The 17,408-nt window shown below is 62.3% G+C and carries 15 protein-coding genes; 11 read left to right on the forward strand and 4 right to left on the reverse strand.

All coding sequences use genetic code 11. The features are described 5' to 3' along the window. Positions 1–144 precede the first annotated feature (144 nt). From M3P21_RS07460 to rpsD, 7 genes are all read left to right on the forward strand, one after another. Positions 145–1,266, forward strand: coding sequence for an aminodeoxychorismate synthase component I (locus M3P21_RS07460; protein WP_249708193.1), 1,122 nt, complete (start codon positions 145–147; stop codon positions 1,264–1,266). Further along, positions 1,221–1,871: an aminotransferase class IV family protein gene (locus M3P21_RS07465; RefSeq protein ID WP_249708204.1), complete on the forward strand. Its 651-nt coding sequence runs from the start codon at positions 1,221–1,223 to the stop codon at positions 1,869–1,871. Before M3P21_RS07460 ends, M3P21_RS07465 begins: the two co-directional genes overlap by 46 nt. Beyond that, on the forward strand, positions 1,864–2,532 hold the full coding sequence (locus tag M3P21_RS07470; RefSeq protein WP_249708210.1) for a CPBP family intramembrane glutamic endopeptidase: 669 nt from the start codon (positions 1,864–1,866) through the stop codon (positions 2,530–2,532). Before M3P21_RS07465 ends, M3P21_RS07470 begins: the two co-directional genes overlap by 8 nt. An 87-nt stretch (positions 2,533–2,619) precedes the next feature. After that, on the forward strand, positions 2,620–4,395 hold the full coding sequence (gene aspS, locus M3P21_RS07475; RefSeq protein WP_249708214.1) for an aspartate--tRNA ligase: 1,776 nt from the start codon (positions 2,620–2,622) through the stop codon (positions 4,393–4,395). A gap of 139 nt (positions 4,396–4,534) precedes the next feature. Continuing rightward, positions 4,535–5,917 (forward strand): DUF1800 domain-containing protein, encoded by a 1,383-nt coding sequence (locus M3P21_RS07480; RefSeq protein WP_249708216.1) that lies wholly within the window; start codon positions 4,535–4,537, stop codon positions 5,915–5,917. Between the two features lie 13 nt (positions 5,918–5,930). Next, on the forward strand, positions 5,931–7,127 hold the full coding sequence (locus M3P21_RS07485) for a DUF1501 domain-containing protein (protein WP_249708218.1): 1,197 nt from the start codon (positions 5,931–5,933) through the stop codon (positions 7,125–7,127). A 181-nt stretch (positions 7,128–7,308) separates the two neighbouring features. Further along, positions 7,309–7,929 carry a 30S ribosomal protein S4 gene (rpsD, locus tag M3P21_RS07490; RefSeq protein WP_249708232.1) on the forward strand — a complete coding sequence of 207 codons (621 nt, stop codon included), beginning with the start codon at positions 7,309–7,311 and terminating at the stop codon, positions 7,927–7,929. 66 nt (positions 7,930–7,995) lie between these two features. On the opposite strand, the gene M3P21_RS07495 is transcribed toward rpsD, so the two are convergent. Further along, on the reverse strand, positions 7,996–8,511 hold the full coding sequence (locus M3P21_RS07495; RefSeq protein ID WP_249708234.1) for an acyloxyacyl hydrolase: 516 nt from the start codon (positions 8,509–8,511) through the stop codon (positions 7,996–7,998). A gap of 243 nt (positions 8,512–8,754) precedes the next feature. Between M3P21_RS07495 and M3P21_RS07500 the strand changes: the two genes are divergently transcribed. Then, positions 8,755–9,567, forward strand: a complete 813-nt coding sequence (locus tag M3P21_RS07500) for a methyltransferase domain-containing protein (protein ID WP_249708236.1) — start codon at positions 8,755–8,757, stop codon at positions 9,565–9,567. 16 nt (positions 9,568–9,583) lie between these two features. Here M3P21_RS07500 and M3P21_RS07505 read toward each other — a convergent pair whose 3' ends face one another. Further along, entirely contained in the window at positions 9,584–10,585 is a 1,002-nt protein-coding gene (locus M3P21_RS07505; protein WP_249708238.1) for a DUF2125 domain-containing protein, read from the reverse strand. Between the two features lie 69 nt (positions 10,586–10,654). Between M3P21_RS07505 and M3P21_RS07510 the strand changes: the two genes are divergently transcribed. From M3P21_RS07510 to M3P21_RS07520, 3 genes are all read left to right on the forward strand, one after another. After that, positions 10,655–11,185, forward strand: a complete 531-nt coding sequence (locus M3P21_RS07510; RefSeq protein ID WP_249708240.1) for a gamma-glutamylcyclotransferase — start codon at positions 10,655–10,657, stop codon at positions 11,183–11,185. 64 nt (positions 11,186–11,249) lie between these two features. After that, complete coding sequence (locus M3P21_RS07515; RefSeq protein ID WP_249708242.1) at positions 11,250–12,422, forward strand: biopolymer transporter ExbB; 1,173 nt, start codon at positions 11,250–11,252, stop codon at positions 12,420–12,422. 3 nt (positions 12,423–12,425) lie between these two features. Continuing rightward, a complete protein-coding gene (locus tag M3P21_RS07520) occupies positions 12,426–13,994 on the forward strand; it encodes a peptidoglycan -binding protein (protein WP_249708244.1) in 1,569 nt (522 codons plus the stop codon). A 10-nt stretch (positions 13,995–14,004) separates the two neighbouring features. Here the strand turns inward: M3P21_RS07520 and M3P21_RS07525 are convergent, their stop codons facing one another. Both M3P21_RS07525 and clpA read right to left on the reverse strand, forming a co-directional pair. Further along, positions 14,005–14,964 carry a M23 family metallopeptidase gene (locus M3P21_RS07525; protein ID WP_249708246.1) on the reverse strand — a complete coding sequence of 320 codons (960 nt, stop codon included), beginning with the start codon at positions 14,962–14,964 and terminating at the stop codon, positions 14,005–14,007. After that, positions 14,964–17,288, reverse strand: a complete 2,325-nt coding sequence (gene clpA, locus M3P21_RS07530; RefSeq protein ID WP_249708255.1) for an ATP-dependent Clp protease ATP-binding subunit ClpA — start codon at positions 17,286–17,288, stop codon at positions 14,964–14,966. The genes M3P21_RS07525 and clpA overlap by 1 nt, the downstream gene beginning before the upstream one ends. Positions 17,289–17,408: the final 120 nt, after the last annotated feature.

The raw sequence follows: 17,408 nt of genomic DNA on the forward strand, positions 1-17,408 counted from the left end.
CGCCTGCGCCCAAATTGTCCTGCGTTATAGGGAGCGCGCGAAAAGGTGCAAGGGGTATCGGAAACTGGTGACAACCTGCCGCTTTCCCCCTTCTAGTTTTCTGTCGTTGCGCTATATCCGAACCTCTCTGACACGGGGCTGGATGTGGACATACGCTTTGATCAGGGTCCGGCTGGTCCGGGCACGGCGTTTACCTCCGCCAGTGAGGTGATCCGCGCGGATGCGGCGGCGGATGTCCCCGCGGCGTTGGCACGCATAGATGCCGCGCGCGCATCGGGTGGATGGCTGGCGGGTTATGCCAGTTATGAGCTTGGCTATGTGCTGGAACCCTGTCTTGCGCCGCTGCTGCCCGAGGGACGGCGGTTGCCGCTTTTGTGCTTTGGTGTCTATGACGCGCCCGAAGTGCAGGATGCGCAGATGCCCGGCGCGTCGCTCTCGCAGCCGAACCCGCGCTGGGACGAGGCCCGCTATCTGCACGCCTTTGACCGCGTACACGCAGCAATCGGTGCGGGCGACATCTATCAGGCCAATCTGACCTTTCCGATCGATCTGGAGATCGACGGAGAAACCGCTGCGCTCTATTCGGCGTTGTGCGGCGTTCAGCCGGTTTTGCACGGTGCTTTGGTCACGCAGGACGGGCTGCCTGATCTGCTCAGCCGTTCGCCCGAGCTGTTCTTTCGCACCGATGAAGCGGGCGTGATCGAGACCCGCCCGATGAAGGGCACCCAGCCGCGCAGCGTTGATCCGGAAGAGGATGAACGTAGCCGCGTTTTTCTGGCCGGGGACGCCAAGAACCGCGCCGAGAACCTGATGATCGTGGACCTCTTGCGCAACGACATCAGCCGGGTTTCTGTGCCGGGTACGGTGAAGGTGCCGGAACTGTTCCATGTAGAGAGCTACGCCACGGTGCATCAGATGACCTCGCTGGTGCGGGCGCAGCTGCAACCCGATGTGCAATTGTCCGACATCCTGCGGGCGCTGTTTCCCTGTGGCTCGATCACCGGGGCGCCCAAGATCAAGGCGATGGAGATCCTGCGCGATCTGGAACCTTGGCCGCGCGACATCTATTGCGGCACCATTGGCTGGGCCGCGCCGGACGGGCGCTCGGAATTCAACGTGGCGATCCGCACGCCGATGGTCGAAGATGGCGCTGTGACCCTGAATGTGGGCGGCGGTGTGGTCTGGGACAGCACCAGCGCCTCGGAATATGAGGAGGCGCTATGGAAAGCCCGCTTCGCCACCCAGCTGAGCCTGATTTCCGCTTGATCGAAACGCTGGGCTATCACCCCGAGCACGGTTTCAACCGGCTGGAGTTGCATCTGGACCGCGTGGCGGGTTCGGCGCAAGCGCTCGGCGTGGGTTTTGACCGGGAGGCTGCGATTGCCTGCCTGAAAGGCGCGGGCGGGGCGGTGCCGTTGCGCTGCCGTTTGACGCTGGATGCGCAGGGTCGGTTCGAACTGACCACCGCTGTGTTGACGCCTTCGCCCGATCTTTGGCGGGTCGCCCTCGCACCCGAGCGTCTTGACCCAAAGGACCCCTGGCTTCGGCACAAGACCACGCGGCGCGCGCTGTACGACCAAGCCCGTGCAGCGCTGCCCGACGGGGTGGACGAGTGGCTGTTCCTGAATACAAACGGCGAGCTTTGCGAGGGCACCATCACCAATCTCTTCGTGACGCTGCAAACAGGCGAGGTCATCACGCCGCCGTTGTCCAGCGGTCTGCTACCCGGCATCCTGCGGCAGGAGATGCTCACAAAGGGCGAAGCGCGGGAACAGATTGTGAAGCTTGACGGGTTAGCCTCGGCAAAGCGCATAATGATAGGCAATTCCCTGCGGGGGCTGATCCAGGTGGAGCTGGTTGAGAGTGTTTGAAGATCTGTCCCTCTACAACACGCCGACCAACCGACGTCTGAAGGCCGAGTTTGGCCTCTTCTTTCTGGCTGCGCCGATCGTCATCGCGGTGCTGCTGCCGCCAACCATGATGTTCCAGGCGCTTTTTGCCTTCACCGGGTTGGGCCTTGGCCTGTTGCATTTCACACCGGGCTTCCAATGGGCCGAGTTGTGGCATGGCTGGCGCAACTGGACCTGGCGCGAGTTGGCGCTGTTTGCGGTGCTGATGCTGGCGCTGTGTACCGGGCTGATCTACGTCCTGCGCCCCGAGGCGGCGTTTTTCCTGCTGCGCCAGCGGCCGGAATTGCTGGCGGTGATCTGGCTTGCCTACCCGCTGGTCTCGGCCCTGCCGCAGGAACTGCTGTTCCGGCCGCTGTTCTTTCGCCGCTACGCCGCGATCCTGCCCGAGGGTCCGCGTGCCGACCTGCTGAATGCCGCGATCTTCTCTTTCGCGCATCTGATGTATTGGAGCTGGGTGGTCGCCCTGATGACCTTCGCGGGCGGGCTTTTGTTCTCCTGGGCCTACCGACGGCGCGGTTCGTTTGTCTATGCGATGCTGCTGCATGCGGTTGCCGGGAACATTCTGTTTGCGGTGGGGATGGGGGTCTATTTCTATTCCGGAAACGTGGTGCGCCCGTTTTGAGCCTGTTCCGCCCCGTGCTCCCTTGACTTCCCGCGCAAGCCGGGGTGTATCGGCGCGACCGTTTAAGCGCCCGAAGGGATTTCACCGATGCATGTCTATCGCAGCCACACCTGCAACGAGCTGACCGCCGCCAATGTGGGCGATACCGTTCGCCTGTCCGGCTGGGTGCATCGGGTGCGAGATCACGGCGGGCTGCTGTTCATCGACCTGCGCGACCATTACGGCGTGACGCAGGTGATGGCCGACCCCGACAGTCCGGTGTTTGCCGAGATCGAAAAGGTCCGCTCGGAATGGTGTATCCGCATCGACGGCAACGTGAAAGCGCGCGACGAGAGCCTGATCAACCCCAAGATCGCAACCGGCGAGATCGAGGTCTTCATCCGCGACATCGAAGTGCTGGGGGATGCGGCTGAGCTCCCGCTGATGGTGTTCGGAGATCAGGAATACCCCGAAGAAACCCGCCTGCGCTATCGCTACCTTGACCTGCGCCGCGAGGCGATGCAGGCCAACATGACCCTGCGCTCGGATGTGGTGGCCTCGATGCGCCGCCGCATGTGGGACAAGGGGTTCCGCGAATATCAGACGCCGATCATCACCGCCTCCAGCCCCGAAGGCGCGCGCGACTTTCTGGTGCCCTCACGCCTGCATCCGGGCAAGTTCTATGCGCTGCCGCAGGCCCCGCAGCAGTTCAAGCAGCTGATCATGGTCTCGGGCTTTGACAAATATTTCCAGATCGCGCCGTGTTTCCGCGACGAAGACCCGCGCGCCGACCGCTCGCCGACTGACTTCTACCAGCTTGATCTTGAGATGTCCTTTGTCGAACAGCAGGACGTGTTCGACACCATCCAGCCGGTGCTGCAGGGCGTGTTCGAAGAGTTCGGCGAAGGCAAAAAGGTCGATCAGGACTGGCCGCAGATTTCCTATCGGGACGCCGCGCTCTGGTATGGCACCGACAAGCCCGACCTGCGCAACCCGATCAAGATGCAGGATTGTTCCGACCATTTCCGCGGCTCGGGCTTTGCCATCTTCGCCAAGCTGCTGGAACAGGACGGCACCGAGATTCGCGCCATACCTGCACCCACCGGTGGCAGCCGCAAGTTCTGCGACCGGATGAACAAATTCGCGCAAGCCGAGGGCCTTCCGGGCATGGGCTATATCTTCTGGCGCGATCAGGGCGAAGGGATGGAGGCCGCAGGGCCGCTGGCCAAGAACATCGGCCCCGAACGCACCGAAGCGATCCGCCAGCAGCTGGGTCTGGGCGTGGGCGATGCGGCCTTCTTCCTGGGCGGCAAGCCGAAAGCCTTTGAAAAGGTCGCGGGCAAGGCGCGCGATGTGATTGGCGCCGAATTGAACCTCACCGACACAGATCGTTTCGCCTTCGCCTGGATCGTCGATTTCCCGATCTACGAACAGGACGAAGAGAGCGGCAAGATCGACTTTGAACACAACCCGTTCTCGATGCCCCAAGGCGGGATGGCGGCGCTGGAGGGAGACCCGCTCAAGGTGCTGGGCTACCAGTATGACCTGTCCTGCAATGGTTATGAGCTGGTTTCCGGCGCGATCCGGAACCACAAGCCCGAGATCATGTTCAAGGCCTTTGAGATCGCCGGCTACGGCAAGGACGAGGTCGAAAAACGCTTTGGCGGCATGGTCAACGCCTTCCAGTACGGCGCACCGCCCCATGGTGGCTGCGCGGCGGGCATCGACCGGATCGTGATGCTGTTAGCCGATACGGCCAACATCCGCGAGGTCATCATGTTCCCGATGAACCAGCGCGCCGAGGATCTGATGATGTCGGCCCCCTCCGAACCCACCAGCGACCAATTGATGGAACTGGGCCTGCGCGTGATCCCGCAGGAATAACCACGGCCTGTTCGCAAACTTCTGCCGGCGCGCGACGGAAACCGCGCCGGTCTGCGTTTAATGTTCTCGAGAGCGTGATTTCGGTGGTCCGGACCCTTATGTTAGATCTTGGGCCCACCGTGATCTGAGGAGAGCAGGGATGCGATATTCCCCGGAACTGGCAGCAATCCGGTTTGGTTGCGGGTTGTCTCCGATTGTGCCTCCGCCGCGGTCGGTCAGCGACCTGCTGGCCGGGCTAACCGGGCCGGATGAGATGGCCCGGACCTATCCTATCGAACCGTTTGACCGGTTCCAGGATCGGATGATCGACCTTGCCGCGCTCTGGAAGGCGCATCGCAAGGCCAATGGGCGCGAGGCGAAAGGCACGCTGCGCGACCGGATTGACGCGACGCGCAATCAGGCCCGGCGCGACGCCTCGGTCTGGTTTGCCCATACGCTGATGCGCTGGACCGATACCCGCACCGGCTTGCACGAACGGCTGGCGTTTTTCTGGGCCGATCATTTCACCGCGCGTGGCAAGAACGGTGCGATCAGGTTTTCCGGCCTGCCATATGTGGAACAGGCGATCCGCCCGAACATGACCGGGTATTTCTCGGATTTGCTGATTTCCGTCACTACCCATCCGCTGATGCTGCAATATCTCGATCAGGCCTATTCAGTTGGCCCCGATAGCCCGATTGCCAGGAAAAGGCCGGGCCGGGGTCTGAATGAGAACCTCGCGCGTGAGGTGCTGGAATTGCACACCATGGGCGTCGATGGCGCCTATACACAGGATGATATCCGCGCCCTGGCCGAGCTGTTCGCCGGGTTGAGCTTTGACTGGGCGGGTGGGTTCCGCTACCGGGCCGACTTTGCCCAACCCGGGGGCGAGACGGTTCTGGGTCAGGTCTATGGCGGTGCGCAGGCGTCGCTGTCTCCGGTGCTGGAGTTCCTGCGCGATCTGTCGGTTCATCCCGATACCGCCCGCCATATTGCCCGCAAGCTGGTGGTGCATTTTGTTTCGGACCGGCCCGACCCCGATCTGGTCGCGCATGTGGCGCGGCGCTATCGTGAAAGCGACGGCCATCTGCTGACGGTTTATGGCGCGTTGCTGGAACACCCGGCGGCCTGGCAGCCCGCGCTGATGAATGTGAAGCCCCCCGCCGATTTCGTGGCCTCGGCCTGTCGGGCACTGCATTTGCGCCCCAAAATGCTGGATTTGGACCGCCCCGGCCGGTTGCGCCGCCGGATAGGGCGGCCGCTGACCGGGATGGGACAGCGCTGGATGGAACCTGACGGGCCGGATGGCTGGCCCGAAGAGGATGCCGCCTGGGTCACGCCGCAGGGGCTGGCGAGCCGGATCTCATGGGCTATGACACGGCCCCGGCAACTGGTTGGCGACCTGCCCGACCCGAGGCGGTTCCAGTGGGATGCGCTGGGCTCATATGCGCCCGCATCGGTCCGGTTTGCGGCGCAGGCTGCGGAAACACGGGCCGAAGGGGTCGGCCTGATACTGGCATCGCCAACGTTTCAGAGGCGATAGGAGAGGGCATGCGATGACACCTGATCTGACACGGCGTGGCTTTCTGACCCGATCGGCTCTTGTTGGCTGCTCGGCTGCGGCCAGCCCTCTGCTGACCCGCGTCAGCTTCGCCGCCGCCCCCTGGGATACAAGGCTGGTGGTGATCATCCTGCGCGGCGGCATGGACGCGCTGGACGTGGTGCGCCCCCTTGGCGATCCCGATTATGCCAAGGCGCGGACGGGGCTGTTGCGGCGGGAAGATACTGTGATCGACCTGGACGGATTCTATGCACTGCATCCGGGGCTGCAACCGCTGCTGCCGCTCTGGCGGGCAGGCGAGTTGGGCGCGGTGCAGGCGGTTGCGACGCCCTATCGCGACAAGCGCAGCCATTTTGACGGTCAGGACCTGCTGGAAGCGGGCAGCATGGGGCTGGGCGATGTGGCGGGCGGTTGGCTGAACCGGGCCTTGGGACAGGTGCCCGGAGCGTCGGCGCGCACCGGTTTCGCGCTGGGTCATGGCGAGATGAAGCTGTTGGCAGGTGAGACCTCGGTGACCGACTGGTACCCCGATACCGCCTTGTCCCTCAGCCCGCAGGCCGCCCTGCTTGCCGAACAGATGATGGCCGAAGACCCGTTGTTCCATGGGGCGTATGCGCAGGCCATGGCGCTGATGGGGGACGGGCAGGAGGGCGGGGCCGGCATGGATGATCCCACCAAAGGCAAGCGCCGCCCGCCAGAACATGTGAACATCGCCAGCTATGCCGCCGAACAACTGCGCGGCGAAGCGCGGGTCGTCGGCTTTTCGCTTAACGGTTGGGATACCCACCGGGCGCAGACCAAAGGGCTGACCCGGGCGCTGAAGCGGCTGTCGCAGACCATCCTGACGCTCAAGCGCGAGCTGGGCGCGCCGGTCTGGGGCAAGACCGTTGTGCTGGCCATGACCGAGTTCGGCCGCACCGTGCGCCAGAACGGCACTGGCGGCACCGATCACGGCACCGGCGGCGCGCTGCTTTTTGCCGGTGGCGCGGTGCGCGGTGGTCAGGTGCTGGGCGATTGGCTGGGTCTGCAGGAAAGCGCGTTGCTGGACCGGCGCGATCTGATGCCCACCGCCGATCTCAGGGCTTATGTTGCGGGCGTGTTGCAGGGTGTGGCGGGGCTGGACCGAACCACGCTGGAACGCACGGTGTTCCCGGGGCTGGACATGAGCGGCCCGACCGGGCTGCTGCTCTGACCCGCCGCGCGCCGACTGGTGCAAAAAACACGGTTGACTCGCCCCATGGCATCTCTATAAGCGCGGCTTCATTGGTGTTGGTGGCCCCCGCAAGGGGATGCCTGTCATGGGGTCAGACCCAAGAGGACAACGCCCTTCATAGTGGTCCATCCGGACCTCGACCCAAAGAAGGAGATCAGCCGTGACCAAACGCACGTCTGCCAAGCACAAAATCGACCGCCGCATGGGCGAAAACATTTGGGGCCGCCCCAAATCCCCCGTCAACCGCCGCGAGTACGGCCCCGGCCAGCACGGTCAGCGCCGCAAGGGCAAGCTGAGCGATTTCGGTATCCAGCTGCGCGCCAAGCAGAAGCTCAAGGGCTACTATGGCGACCTGACCGAAAAGCAGTTCCGCCGCATCTATGCCGATGCCGTGCGTGTGACTGGCGATACCGGTGAAAACCTGATCGGTCTGCTGGAGCGTCGTCTGGACGCCGTCGTCTACCGCGCCAAGTTCGTGCCGACCGTCTTTGCTGCCCGCCAGTTCGTGAACCACGGCCACGTCAAGGTGAACGGCCAGCGCGTCAACATCCCGTCCTACCGGGTCAAGGAAGGCGACGTCATCGAAGTGCGCGACAAGTCCAAGCAACTGGCCATCGTGTTGGAAGCCGCTGGTCTGGCCGAGCGTGACGTGCCCGATTACATCGACGTTGATCACTCGAAAATGACCGCCACCTTCGTGCGCGCACCCGGCCTGGGCGATGTGCCTTATCCGGTGATGATGGAGCCGAACCTGGTTGTGGAATTCTACGCGAAGAACTGATCTTCGCCAGATCCGAGGAATTTCGAAAGGCCGCGCGGGTTGCGCGGCCTTTTTTCATTTCCTGTTTCAGAATCCTCTGGAATAGCGCAGCAAGATCGACTCGCTGCCGGGTTCGTAATTCTTGAAGTCGTTATTGAAGAGGTGGTCCAGCGTCAGCGACAGCCTGCTGATCTCGCTCAGATGCCTGCCGAAGCCTATTGAGGTGCGGTAAAGGAAGGAATCGGTTTCCTTGCGTGGCGGTGAATCGCCGCCCTGATTGAAGCCTCCTGCTGCAAAACTTCCCTCGAGAAAGAAGCGGCTGTTTGGAAAGCTCCACACGGAATGCACGCCGACCCCGGCAAACACATCTCGCTCACTATCCACCAATAATGTCGCCATACCTGTTAGATTGAATCTTGGTCTGTCCAAAAACGGATTTGTGTGAACTTCGACCAATCCCGCGACAGCCGGATCACCGTCGCTGTCGAACAGATCGTCGGCGCCAAAGCCAACGACCCATTCTGCGGCTGATGCTGAGCGAAAAACCAAGAAAAACGTGATTATTAACCAGGCGAGAAACCTGGGTGTGTAGGCTGTATTCATATCCGTCGGATCCCCCGTCGCGTATTTTGTTGTTATTGAGAAAAGGAGTATTTGAGCTGCGTCTTAAGTCAACGCGCACGCATCCGGCATGTTCAGTTGTTTGAATTCTGTAGCCAATCCAGCGCACAAGCGTGCGCATTTTACGTGATTGGATGTCTGACCCCGCCTTCTCACGTGTGGGTTATTCTGTAGACGCGCGCGATATTTGCTACACTTCGCGAGCGAACAATCGGACAGCGGGATATGTCAGACCCTTATTCAAACCTTGCCGCACAGAACCAGAGCACTCAGGCCCTGATCGCAGACGCGATGGAGGCGCGCTGTCTGGAACCGGCCCAGATCGCGATCCGACAAGCCTATATGAGCGGGCTTTCCCTGCCCGCAGATGCCTTCGCTGTCGAGTTCGGATCAGGAACCGGTCATGTGACCCGCGATCTGGTTACCCTGGCCGGGGCCGCGCGGGCGCTTGGTATCGAGCCGTCGCCGGTCATGGTCGCGCGGGCGCAGGCGCATTTTGCCGATGATCACCGATTGCGCTTTGAAACAGGGGACGCCAAGCGGACCGAGTTGCCCGATGCCTCGGTTGATCTTGTCCTGATGCATACGCTGCTCTGCCATGTTCCCGAGCCGCAAGAGGTTGTTGCCGAGGCGTTTCGGGTTCTGAAGCCCGGCGGAAAGCTGGTGATCTGTGACGGGGATTACGATACCGCCACCGCGCAGATTGCGGATTATGATCCGCTGGATCAGATCATCCGCTTCATGATCAACCAGAACGTGACGAACCTGTGGATCATGCGCCAGATCACCGAGATCCTGACGGGTACGGGGTTTGCGCTCGGGCCGCGGCAAGGGCACGGCTATGTCGCTGAAGGTGAGGCCACCTATTTCATGACCGTGATCAGCAGGGGCGCGGATCGGATGGTGGAAACCGGCCTCCTGTTCCCGGAAACGGCCGAGGCGCTGAAGCATGAGGCACGGCGGCGGGTTGAGGCCGACAGGTTCTTTGGCTTCATGTCCTATGTCAGCCAGATTGCAATCAAGCCCGACAGCGTGTGACCGGATAAGAGCGTCTTCAGCGCAGGATCAGCCGGGGTGCCGGTCCCAGCGGGATCGGTCCGAGGGCGACGAACCCGTCGCGGAAATTCAACTGTACATCCAGCGAATTGCGATTGCCGCCAAGCCCCGCCAGCATACCCAGAACGCGGCTTGTCGGGCCGACAGCCTGTTCGGGTATCGCACCCGCCGCCTGCGCCATGGCCAGCATTTCCTGCCAGTTTTCCGCCTTGAGCGCGATCTCTCCGGTCGGAATGCCCTGCGGGTCGACATCCAGCTCTCCGGTCGCAAAAAGCCGCAATTCGCCCCAACGCATCTCGGTCAGGCGCAGATCGACCATCTGAGGTTGCGGGCGGCGCTCCTCAAGTGCGCTGCGGTCCCAGGGCTTGTCAAAGCGGACCGTCATATCAAGCTCCAGCGCCTCGAAGCTGCGGGGCAGGGTGCTGTCCGAGTGCAGCAAGCGTCGCAGCGTGTTGCCGGGGGAAAACCCCTCGGCGGTGATCCCGAACGTATAACTTTCAGGCTGCCCTTCCTGCGCCATGGCAAGGGACAGCGTGTCGGCCCCAAGAACCGTGCCGTCTGCGGTGTCGATGCTCCAGGCACCCGAGGTCAGCGCCATGCGCCGCAATTCGAGCCGGACACCGGGATGCAGATGCAGGTCGGCGGTCATGTCCTGCGCTGTCACCATGGCGGTCTGGTCGAAATAGGACAGGCGCTGCGGCGTGTCGGCAAAGCGCAAGGTCTGCCGTCCGGGCCAGATCGCCGGGCTGTCCAGCGCGATCATGTCGGCCTGCCAGGCGGTCCCGCTGCGTGGGTCAGCCAAGGCCGGGCTGGTCAGCGTGGTCCTGTGACGCAACGGATATCCTGCGGTCGAGATCGCGGCGTAATCGGCCTGCCAGCCACGTGTCTCTTGCGCGGCAAACCACGCCGCAATGCTGCTGCGCAGCCCGTAGGCGGCGGCAAACCAGTAGCCGGACCACAGCACGATCACCACAATGGCGAGTTTCAGCAAACGGCGCATGCGCGATTGGCCCCTTTTTCCCGGCTTTGATTTGGTATTTATAGGGCGAAACAGGCAAGGACCAGTGCGATGACGATGTGGGTATTCGGCTATGGCTCGCTGTTGTGGAATCCGGGCTTTCCGGTGGGCCGGAGCGAGGTCGCGACGCTGCATGGCTATGCGCGGTCCTTCTGCATGAGTTCCATCCACCACCGGGGGACCGAAGAAAAGCCGGGGCTGGTTCTGGCGCTGGACGAGGTTGCCGGAGCCCATTGTCGCGGCCTTGCCCTGTTGGTGCAGGCGGGGCACGAAGACCAGACGCTGGCCGAGCTGCGCGAGCGCGAATTGATCTCGTCGGCGTATCTGGAACGGATGTTGGAGCTGGAATTGGTAAGCGGCGAGCAGGTCACCGCCGTCACATATGTGATCGACCCAGACCACGTGCAATATTGCGGTGGCCTCGCGCTGGAGGATCAGGCCCATATCATCGCCCGCGCGGTGGGCGGGCGCGGGCCAAATACCGACTATCTCTACAATACAGCGCAACATCTGGCCGAGATCGGGTTGAGCGATCCTGATCTGGACTGGCTGACCAATAGGGTGCGCGCGCTGACCGCATAAAGCCTTGGCCTTGCGGGTGGCTTTTCGGTAGGTTCAAGCCAGAGCAGAAAATCAGGACACGCGCATGGCGCAGGCACGTTTCGAGGCGAGACCGCAATTCTCGCGCCCCTTCCGGCAGATCATCATGATGCTGGTCGTAATTGGCCTGTCGGGGTTCGGTGTTTTTGTGGCGCTGCCGCGCGTCGCCTCGGTGTTTCAGGCGAACCCCTACCTGAACGGCTTTATCCTGCTGGTCTTTGTCATCGGCGTTCTGGCCTGTTTCTGGCAGGTCTTCCAACTGATCGGATCGGTGCGCTGGATCGACGGCTTCGTCGGCGGGTTCGAACGCGAGGGCATCCCCGCGCCGCAGCTTCTGGCACCTTTGGCCACGCTGCTCAGCGCGCGCAGTGCACGGATGCAGATCAGTTCCACCTCGACACGCTCGATCCTCGATTCGGTGGCCGAACGCATCGAAGAAGAACGCGAGATCACCCGATATATCACCAATGTGCTGATTTACCTGGGATTGTTGGGCACATTCTTTGGCCTGGCCACCACGGTTCCCGCCATTGTCGACACCATCCGCAGCCTCAATCCGCAGGAAGGCGAAGAGGGGCTGGCGGTGTTCAACCGGCTCATGGTCGGTCTTGAAACACAGCTTCAGGGTATGGGCGTGGCCTTCGGTTCGTCGCTGCTCGGTCTTGCCGGGTCGCTGATCGTTGGCTTACTGGAACTTTTTGCCAGCCACGGTCAGAACCGGTTCTATCGCGAGTTGGAGGAATGGCTGTCGACGATCACGCGGGTCGGGTTTTCCTCCGGGGAAGATGGCGGACCCGATTCTGGTGCCATGGACGGCGTGATGGAGGCGATGACCGAGCAGATGGATGGGCTGCGGGTGATGTTCGAAAGCTCTGAACAGGACCGTGTAGCGCTTGCAGGCAAGATGGGTGATCTGGTCGATACGATTGCCCAGATGAACCAGCGCCAGTCCGATGCGGACGGTGTCACCCGTGCGCTGGAGCGGCTCGCCGCCAATCAGGAAGCGCATGTGGACCTGCTGCGCAGCCATGAACACAGCGACGGCATTGATGCAGAAAGCCGGATGCGGCTGCGGTCGATCGACGTGCAGATGCTGCGCATCCTCGAAGAGATTTCAGCAGGTCGGCAGGAAAGCATGGCCGAGTTGCGCCGGGATATCGACACGCTCGTAACGGCGCTGACCCGACGCGGCGATACACCCATCGTGGACGAGGATTGACCCATGGCCCTGTCCCGGCGCACTGGTCAACGGTTTCAGGGCTCGGTCTGGCCCGGATTCGTTGACGCGATGACCGGGCTGCTGATGGTGCTGACCTTTGTGTTGACCATCTTCATGGTGGTGCAGTTCGTCCTGCGCGAAACGATCTCGGGACAGGAAAGCGAGCTGGACGCGCTGTCGAACGAGGTCTCGGCGCTGGCCCAGGCGTTGGGGCTGGAAGAACAGGAAAGTGAACAGTTGCGGCAACGGGTGGGCGCGCTGAACGCCACGCTGTCAGACGCGCAGACCCAGATCACCGCGTTCGAGGCACAGGTCGCGGCACTGATCGCCGATCGCGACGCGGCACTGGCCAATGTGGACGATCTTTCTGCCCGGCAGGAGCAGTTGCTCTCGGAACAGGACGCGCTCAATCTGGCGCTGGCGCAATCGCGCAGTGAGGTCGACGCGCAGGCCGAGGCCGCCCGCCTCGCCGCCGCGCGCCGCGAAGCACTTGAGGCGCTGGTGGCCGATCTGCAAAGCGAAAGCGCGGAAAGAAGTGAACAGATCGCGGCGTTGCAGGGACAGCTTGACGCGGAAGAGGCGGCGCGGCTGGCCGATGCTGCTGCAGCCGAAGCGCTGAGGGCGCGGTTGCGCGACGCCGATACTGAATTGACCGCGATGACGCTGGCGCTTGAGGCGCAGCGCAAGGAGGCCGAAGAGACCCTGACGCTGCTGGCGGCGGCGGATGCCGCCAGGAATGCGCTGCAAGGCGACCTGGAAGCTGCCCAATCCAAGGTTGATGAGGCCGATACAAGCGCCGCGCTACTGGCGCAGGCCCGTGCCTTGCTTACGGCAGAGCAGGAGGTCTCGGCCGAGGCGCAGCGCCAGACGGCGCTGCTGAACCAGCAGATCGCGGCGCTGCGCAGCCAGTTGGGCGGGTTGCAGGCACTGCTGGACGATTACAAGGCGCGCGATGAGGCGGCGCAGGTGCAGTTGCAGTCGCTGGGTCAGGACCTCAACACCGCGCTGGCGCGTGCCGCCTCCGAAGAACGGCGTCGCCGCCTGCTGGAAGAGGCCGAGCGCAAGCGGTTGGAGGCCGAGGCCGAGGACCTGCAAGCACAGGCCAAGGATCTGGAACGCTACCGGTCAGAGTTTTTTGGCCGTCTGCGCGATGTGCTGGGCCAGCAGGAAGGCGTGCGGATCGAAGGCGACCGCTTTGTCTTTTCCTCCGAAGTGCTCTTTGCGCCCGGCTCGGCGACACTGTCACCCGAGGGCCGGTTCGAGATCGCCAAGATCGCCGAGATCCTGCGCGGCATCGCGCGCGATATCCCGCCTGAGATCAACTGGGTGATCCGGGTCGATGGCCATACCGACAACACACCGCTTGGCGGCACAGGCCGCTTCGCCGATAACTGGGAACTCAGTCAGGGTAGGGCGCTGTCGGTGGTGCGTTATATGGTAAACGCGCTGGGCATTGCGCCTAACCGGCTGGCGGCAAACGGGTTTGGTGAGTTCCAGCCGCTCAATACAGCGGATACCGACGAAGCCCGCGCGCAGAACCGGCGGATCGAGTTGAAACTGACCGAGAAGTGAATGGCGAGCGTTACTGGATTAATGCGGTTGTCGACTTCTGGCTGATCACCTGCCCATTGCGCAACAGGCTCACCGTGCCGGTATAGGCGCCGGACGGCCAGCGATCGGCGGTCAAACGTTTGCCGTAAGCCCTGAAGAACCGCGCGCGGTTGCGCTCCAATGCGACCTGCTGGCCGCCAAAAGGCCCGTCCGGGCCAGCGATCTCGATCCGCAGTAGGTCGCCTTTGAGCCCACCATAGGCGAGGCCATAAAGAACCAGGCCGGGGCTTTGGTCTGACAGCACGTTCTGCGCGGCGTCGCCCGCAAGGATCGTGTCGTATTCGGGAACCTGCGAGGCAAAGCCCACATCCAACAGCGCGCCCGGTACATAGTCGGGCATGTCGGCCCAGAGGCTGCTGCCTCCTTGTCCACATTGCGCCCGGTCGGTGGTGTCAAAGGGATCGACCACCTGACCGCCCTTGCGCACTGACAGATGAAGGTGTGGAAACTCTGTCTTGCCGCTTAGCCCGACTTGGCCCAGCACGGTTCCGGCATCGACGATGTCGCCGGAACTGACGCGGACCGAACCCTGACGCAGATGGCAGTATTGGGTTTCCCAGCCGTCGGGGTGTTTCAGCACCACGCCATTGCCGCATTCGCGCCCATCGACCTGAGCCGCCGTGTCGCTGGTATAAAGCTGGTCGGGCATCGAATTGCGGGTGCCCTGCACGATACCGGGTGCGGCAGCGCGTACATTCACACCCTGTTGCATGGCGCGTAACGTGGGCAGCGCGAAATCTGTGCCTTTGTGGCCATCGTAAGACAGCGACCCGCATATGAAATCCCTTGCGCCTGCGCCGGGGTCACGATCCACAAATTGCTGGATATGGCATGTCTCGCCGAGTTCGCAGTCAATGGGCAGGCTCAGAACGGGATCGCTCGCCGCCGGTCCGGCAGCGAGCACGAGGCTGGCGAGCAGTCGCCCGCGCATCAATCCGCGGTCAGCAGCGGTGGCTTGTCGCCCGGAATGCGTGGTTGTTGCGGGCCGTTGATCTGCAGATCCAGTTCGCCGTTCTTTATCGCGACCTTCACCACACCGCCTTTGGCGAGCTTGCCGAACAGCAACTCTTCGGCCAACGGCTTTTTGATGTGTTCCTGAATGACGCGACCCAGCGGGCGGGCGCCCATCTTGTCGTCATACCCCTTGTCGGCCAGCCATTCGGCGGCTGGGCGGGTCAGTTCGATGGTCACGTTGCGATCCAGCAACTGCGCCTCAAGCTGGAGGACGAATTTCTCGACCACCTGCAAGATGACCTCTTTCGGCAGCGGTGCGAAAGAGATCACCGCGTCCAGGCGGTTGCGGAATTCTGGGGCGAACATCCGCTCGATCGCGGCAGTGTCCTCGCCCTCGCGGCGGTCGCGGCCAAAACCGATGGCTTCCTTGGCCTGTTCCTGTGCCCCGGCGTTCGAGGTCATGATCAGCACCACATTGCGGAAATTCACCGTCCGGCCATTGTGGTCGGTCAACTCGCCATGGTCCATCACCTGCAGCAGGATGTTGAACACATCCGGATGCGCCTTTTCGATCTCGTCCAGCAGCAGCACGCAATGCGGGTGCTGATCGACGCCATCGGTCAGCATGCCGCCCTGATCGAAGCCCACATAACCCGGAGGCGCGCCGATCAGGCGGCTGACCGCATGTTTCTCCATGTATTCCGACATGTCGAAGCGCAGCAGTTCGACCCCCAGCGTATCTGCCAGTTGTTTGGCCACTTCGGTCTTGCCGACGCCGGTGGGACCGGCGAACAGATAGTTGCCGATGGGTTTTTCCGGCTCACGCAGTCCCGCGCGGGCCAGTTTGATGGCACTGGACAGCGCGTCGATCGCCTTGTCTTGCCCGAACACCACCCGCTTGAGCGAGGCTTCGAGGTCCTTGAGAACCTCGGCATCGTCCTTGGTGACATTCTTGGGCGGGATGCGGGCGATTTTGGCCACCACGGCCTCGATCTCTTTCACGCCGATGGTCTTGCGGCGTTTGCTTTCCACCACCAGATGCTGTGCCGCACCGGCCTCGTCGATCACGTCGATGGCCTTGTCAGGCAGTTTCCGGTCGGTGATATAGCGTGCCGCCAGCTCGACCGCAGACTTGATCGCGTCGGCGGTGTATTTGATGTCGTGATGTTCCTCGAAATAGGGTTTCAACCCGCGCAGGATTTTAACGCTGTCCTCGACCGTGGGTTCATTCACGTCGATCTTCTGGAATCGGCGGGACAGTGCACGGTCTTTCTCAAAATGCTGACGGAATTCTTTGTAGGTGGTTGAGCCCATGGTGCGCAGCTTACCGCCCTGCAGGGCGGGTTTCAGCAGGTTCGAGGCATCCATCGCGCCGCCCGAGGTGGCACCTGCGCCGATCACCGTGTGAATCTCGTCGATGAACAGCACCGCGTCGGGATGGCTTTCCAACTCTGTCACCACAGCCTTGAGGCGTTCTTCGAAATCGCCGCGATAACGGGTGCCCGCCAGCAAAGCGCCCATGTCGAGGGAATAGATCGTCGTGCCTGACAGAATCTCGGGCGTGTTGCCATTGACGATCTTGCGCGCCAGACCTTCGGCGATAGCGGTCTTGCCGACGCCGGGGTCGCCCACCAGCAGCGGGTTGTTCTTGCGGCGGCGGCACAATACCTGAATACAGCGTTCCACCTCTAGATCGCGGCCGATCAGCGGATCAACCTCGCCATCACGCGCCTTGGCGTTGAGATCGACGCAATATTTTGACAGCGCGCTTTCCTTCTGTTCCGGTTCGCTCGCCGTGGTCTGGGTCTCTTCCTCGGGTTCATCCGAGCCGGAAACCGAGCGGTTTTCGCCATAAGCCGGATCCTTGGCCACGCCATGGGCAATGAAATTCACCGCATCATAGCGGGTCATGTCCTGTTCCTGCAGGAAATAGGCTGCGTTGCTTTCGCGTTCGGCAAAGATGGCAACCAGAACGTTGGCACCAGTCACTTCGGTCCGGCCCGAGCTTTGCACATGGATTGCGGCGCGCTGGATCACGCGCTGGAAGGCGGCGGTCGGGACCGCTTCGGAGCCGTCGATATCGGTGACCAGGTTTGACAGGTCTTCGTCGATAAACTCGACCAGGGTTCCACGCAATTCGTCAAGATCGACGCTACAGGCTTTCATGACCCGTACCGCATCTGGTTCGTCCAGCAGTGCCAGAAGCAGATGCTCGAGCGTTGCAAATTCGTGACGCCGTTCATTCGCGGCGGCAAGCGCCGCGTGAATGGCTTGTTCTAGTGTGCTCGAGAATGAAGGCACCGGCGTGCTCCTCTATACTGGGGTTGGCAGGGGGCGGATTTGGCGTTGGTCCCCCCAGACCAACCATGTCCTCATATTATTAGAGTTTGGTTGAACACACGGCGGCTTCAAGGGTTTTTT

Origin of the sequence: Ruegeria spongiae (genome assembly GCF_023502395.1) — a bacterium.
In the GTDB taxonomy this organism is placed as follows: domain Bacteria; phylum Pseudomonadota; class Alphaproteobacteria; order Rhodobacterales; family Rhodobacteraceae; genus Ruegeria_C; species Ruegeria_C spongiae.

Excerpts from the sequence above, each read along its gene's own strand:
- M3P21_RS07465 (WP_249708204.1), top strand. The coding sequence starts at position 1,221 with ATGGAAAGCCCGCTTCGCCACCCAGCTGAGCCTGATTTCCGCTTGATC.
- M3P21_RS07520 (WP_249708244.1), top strand. The coding sequence starts at position 12,426 with ATGGCCCTGTCCCGGCGCACTGGTCAACGGTTTCAGGGCTCGGTCTGG.
- M3P21_RS07510 (WP_249708240.1), top strand. The coding sequence starts at position 10,655 with ATGACGATGTGGGTATTCGGCTATGGCTCGCTGTTGTGGAATCCGGGC.
- M3P21_RS07515 (WP_249708242.1), top strand. The coding sequence starts at position 11,250 with ATGGCGCAGGCACGTTTCGAGGCGAGACCGCAATTCTCGCGCCCCTTC.
- M3P21_RS07480 (WP_249708216.1), top strand. The coding sequence starts at position 4,535 with ATGCGATATTCCCCGGAACTGGCAGCAATCCGGTTTGGTTGCGGGTTG.
- M3P21_RS07525 (WP_249708246.1), bottom strand. The coding sequence starts at position 14,964 with ATGCGCGGGCGACTGCTCGCCAGCCTCGTGCTCGCTGCCGGACCGGCG.
- M3P21_RS07500 (WP_249708236.1), top strand. The coding sequence starts at position 8,755 with ATGTCAGACCCTTATTCAAACCTTGCCGCACAGAACCAGAGCACTCAG.
- M3P21_RS07495 (WP_249708234.1), bottom strand. The coding sequence starts at position 8,511 with ATGAATACAGCCTACACACCCAGGTTTCTCGCCTGGTTAATAATCACG.
- M3P21_RS07505 (WP_249708238.1), bottom strand. The coding sequence starts at position 10,585 with ATGCGCCGTTTGCTGAAACTCGCCATTGTGGTGATCGTGCTGTGGTCC.
- M3P21_RS07485 (WP_249708218.1), top strand. The coding sequence starts at position 5,931 with ATGACACCTGATCTGACACGGCGTGGCTTTCTGACCCGATCGGCTCTT.
- aspS (WP_249708214.1), top strand. The coding sequence starts at position 2,620 with ATGCATGTCTATCGCAGCCACACCTGCAACGAGCTGACCGCCGCCAAT.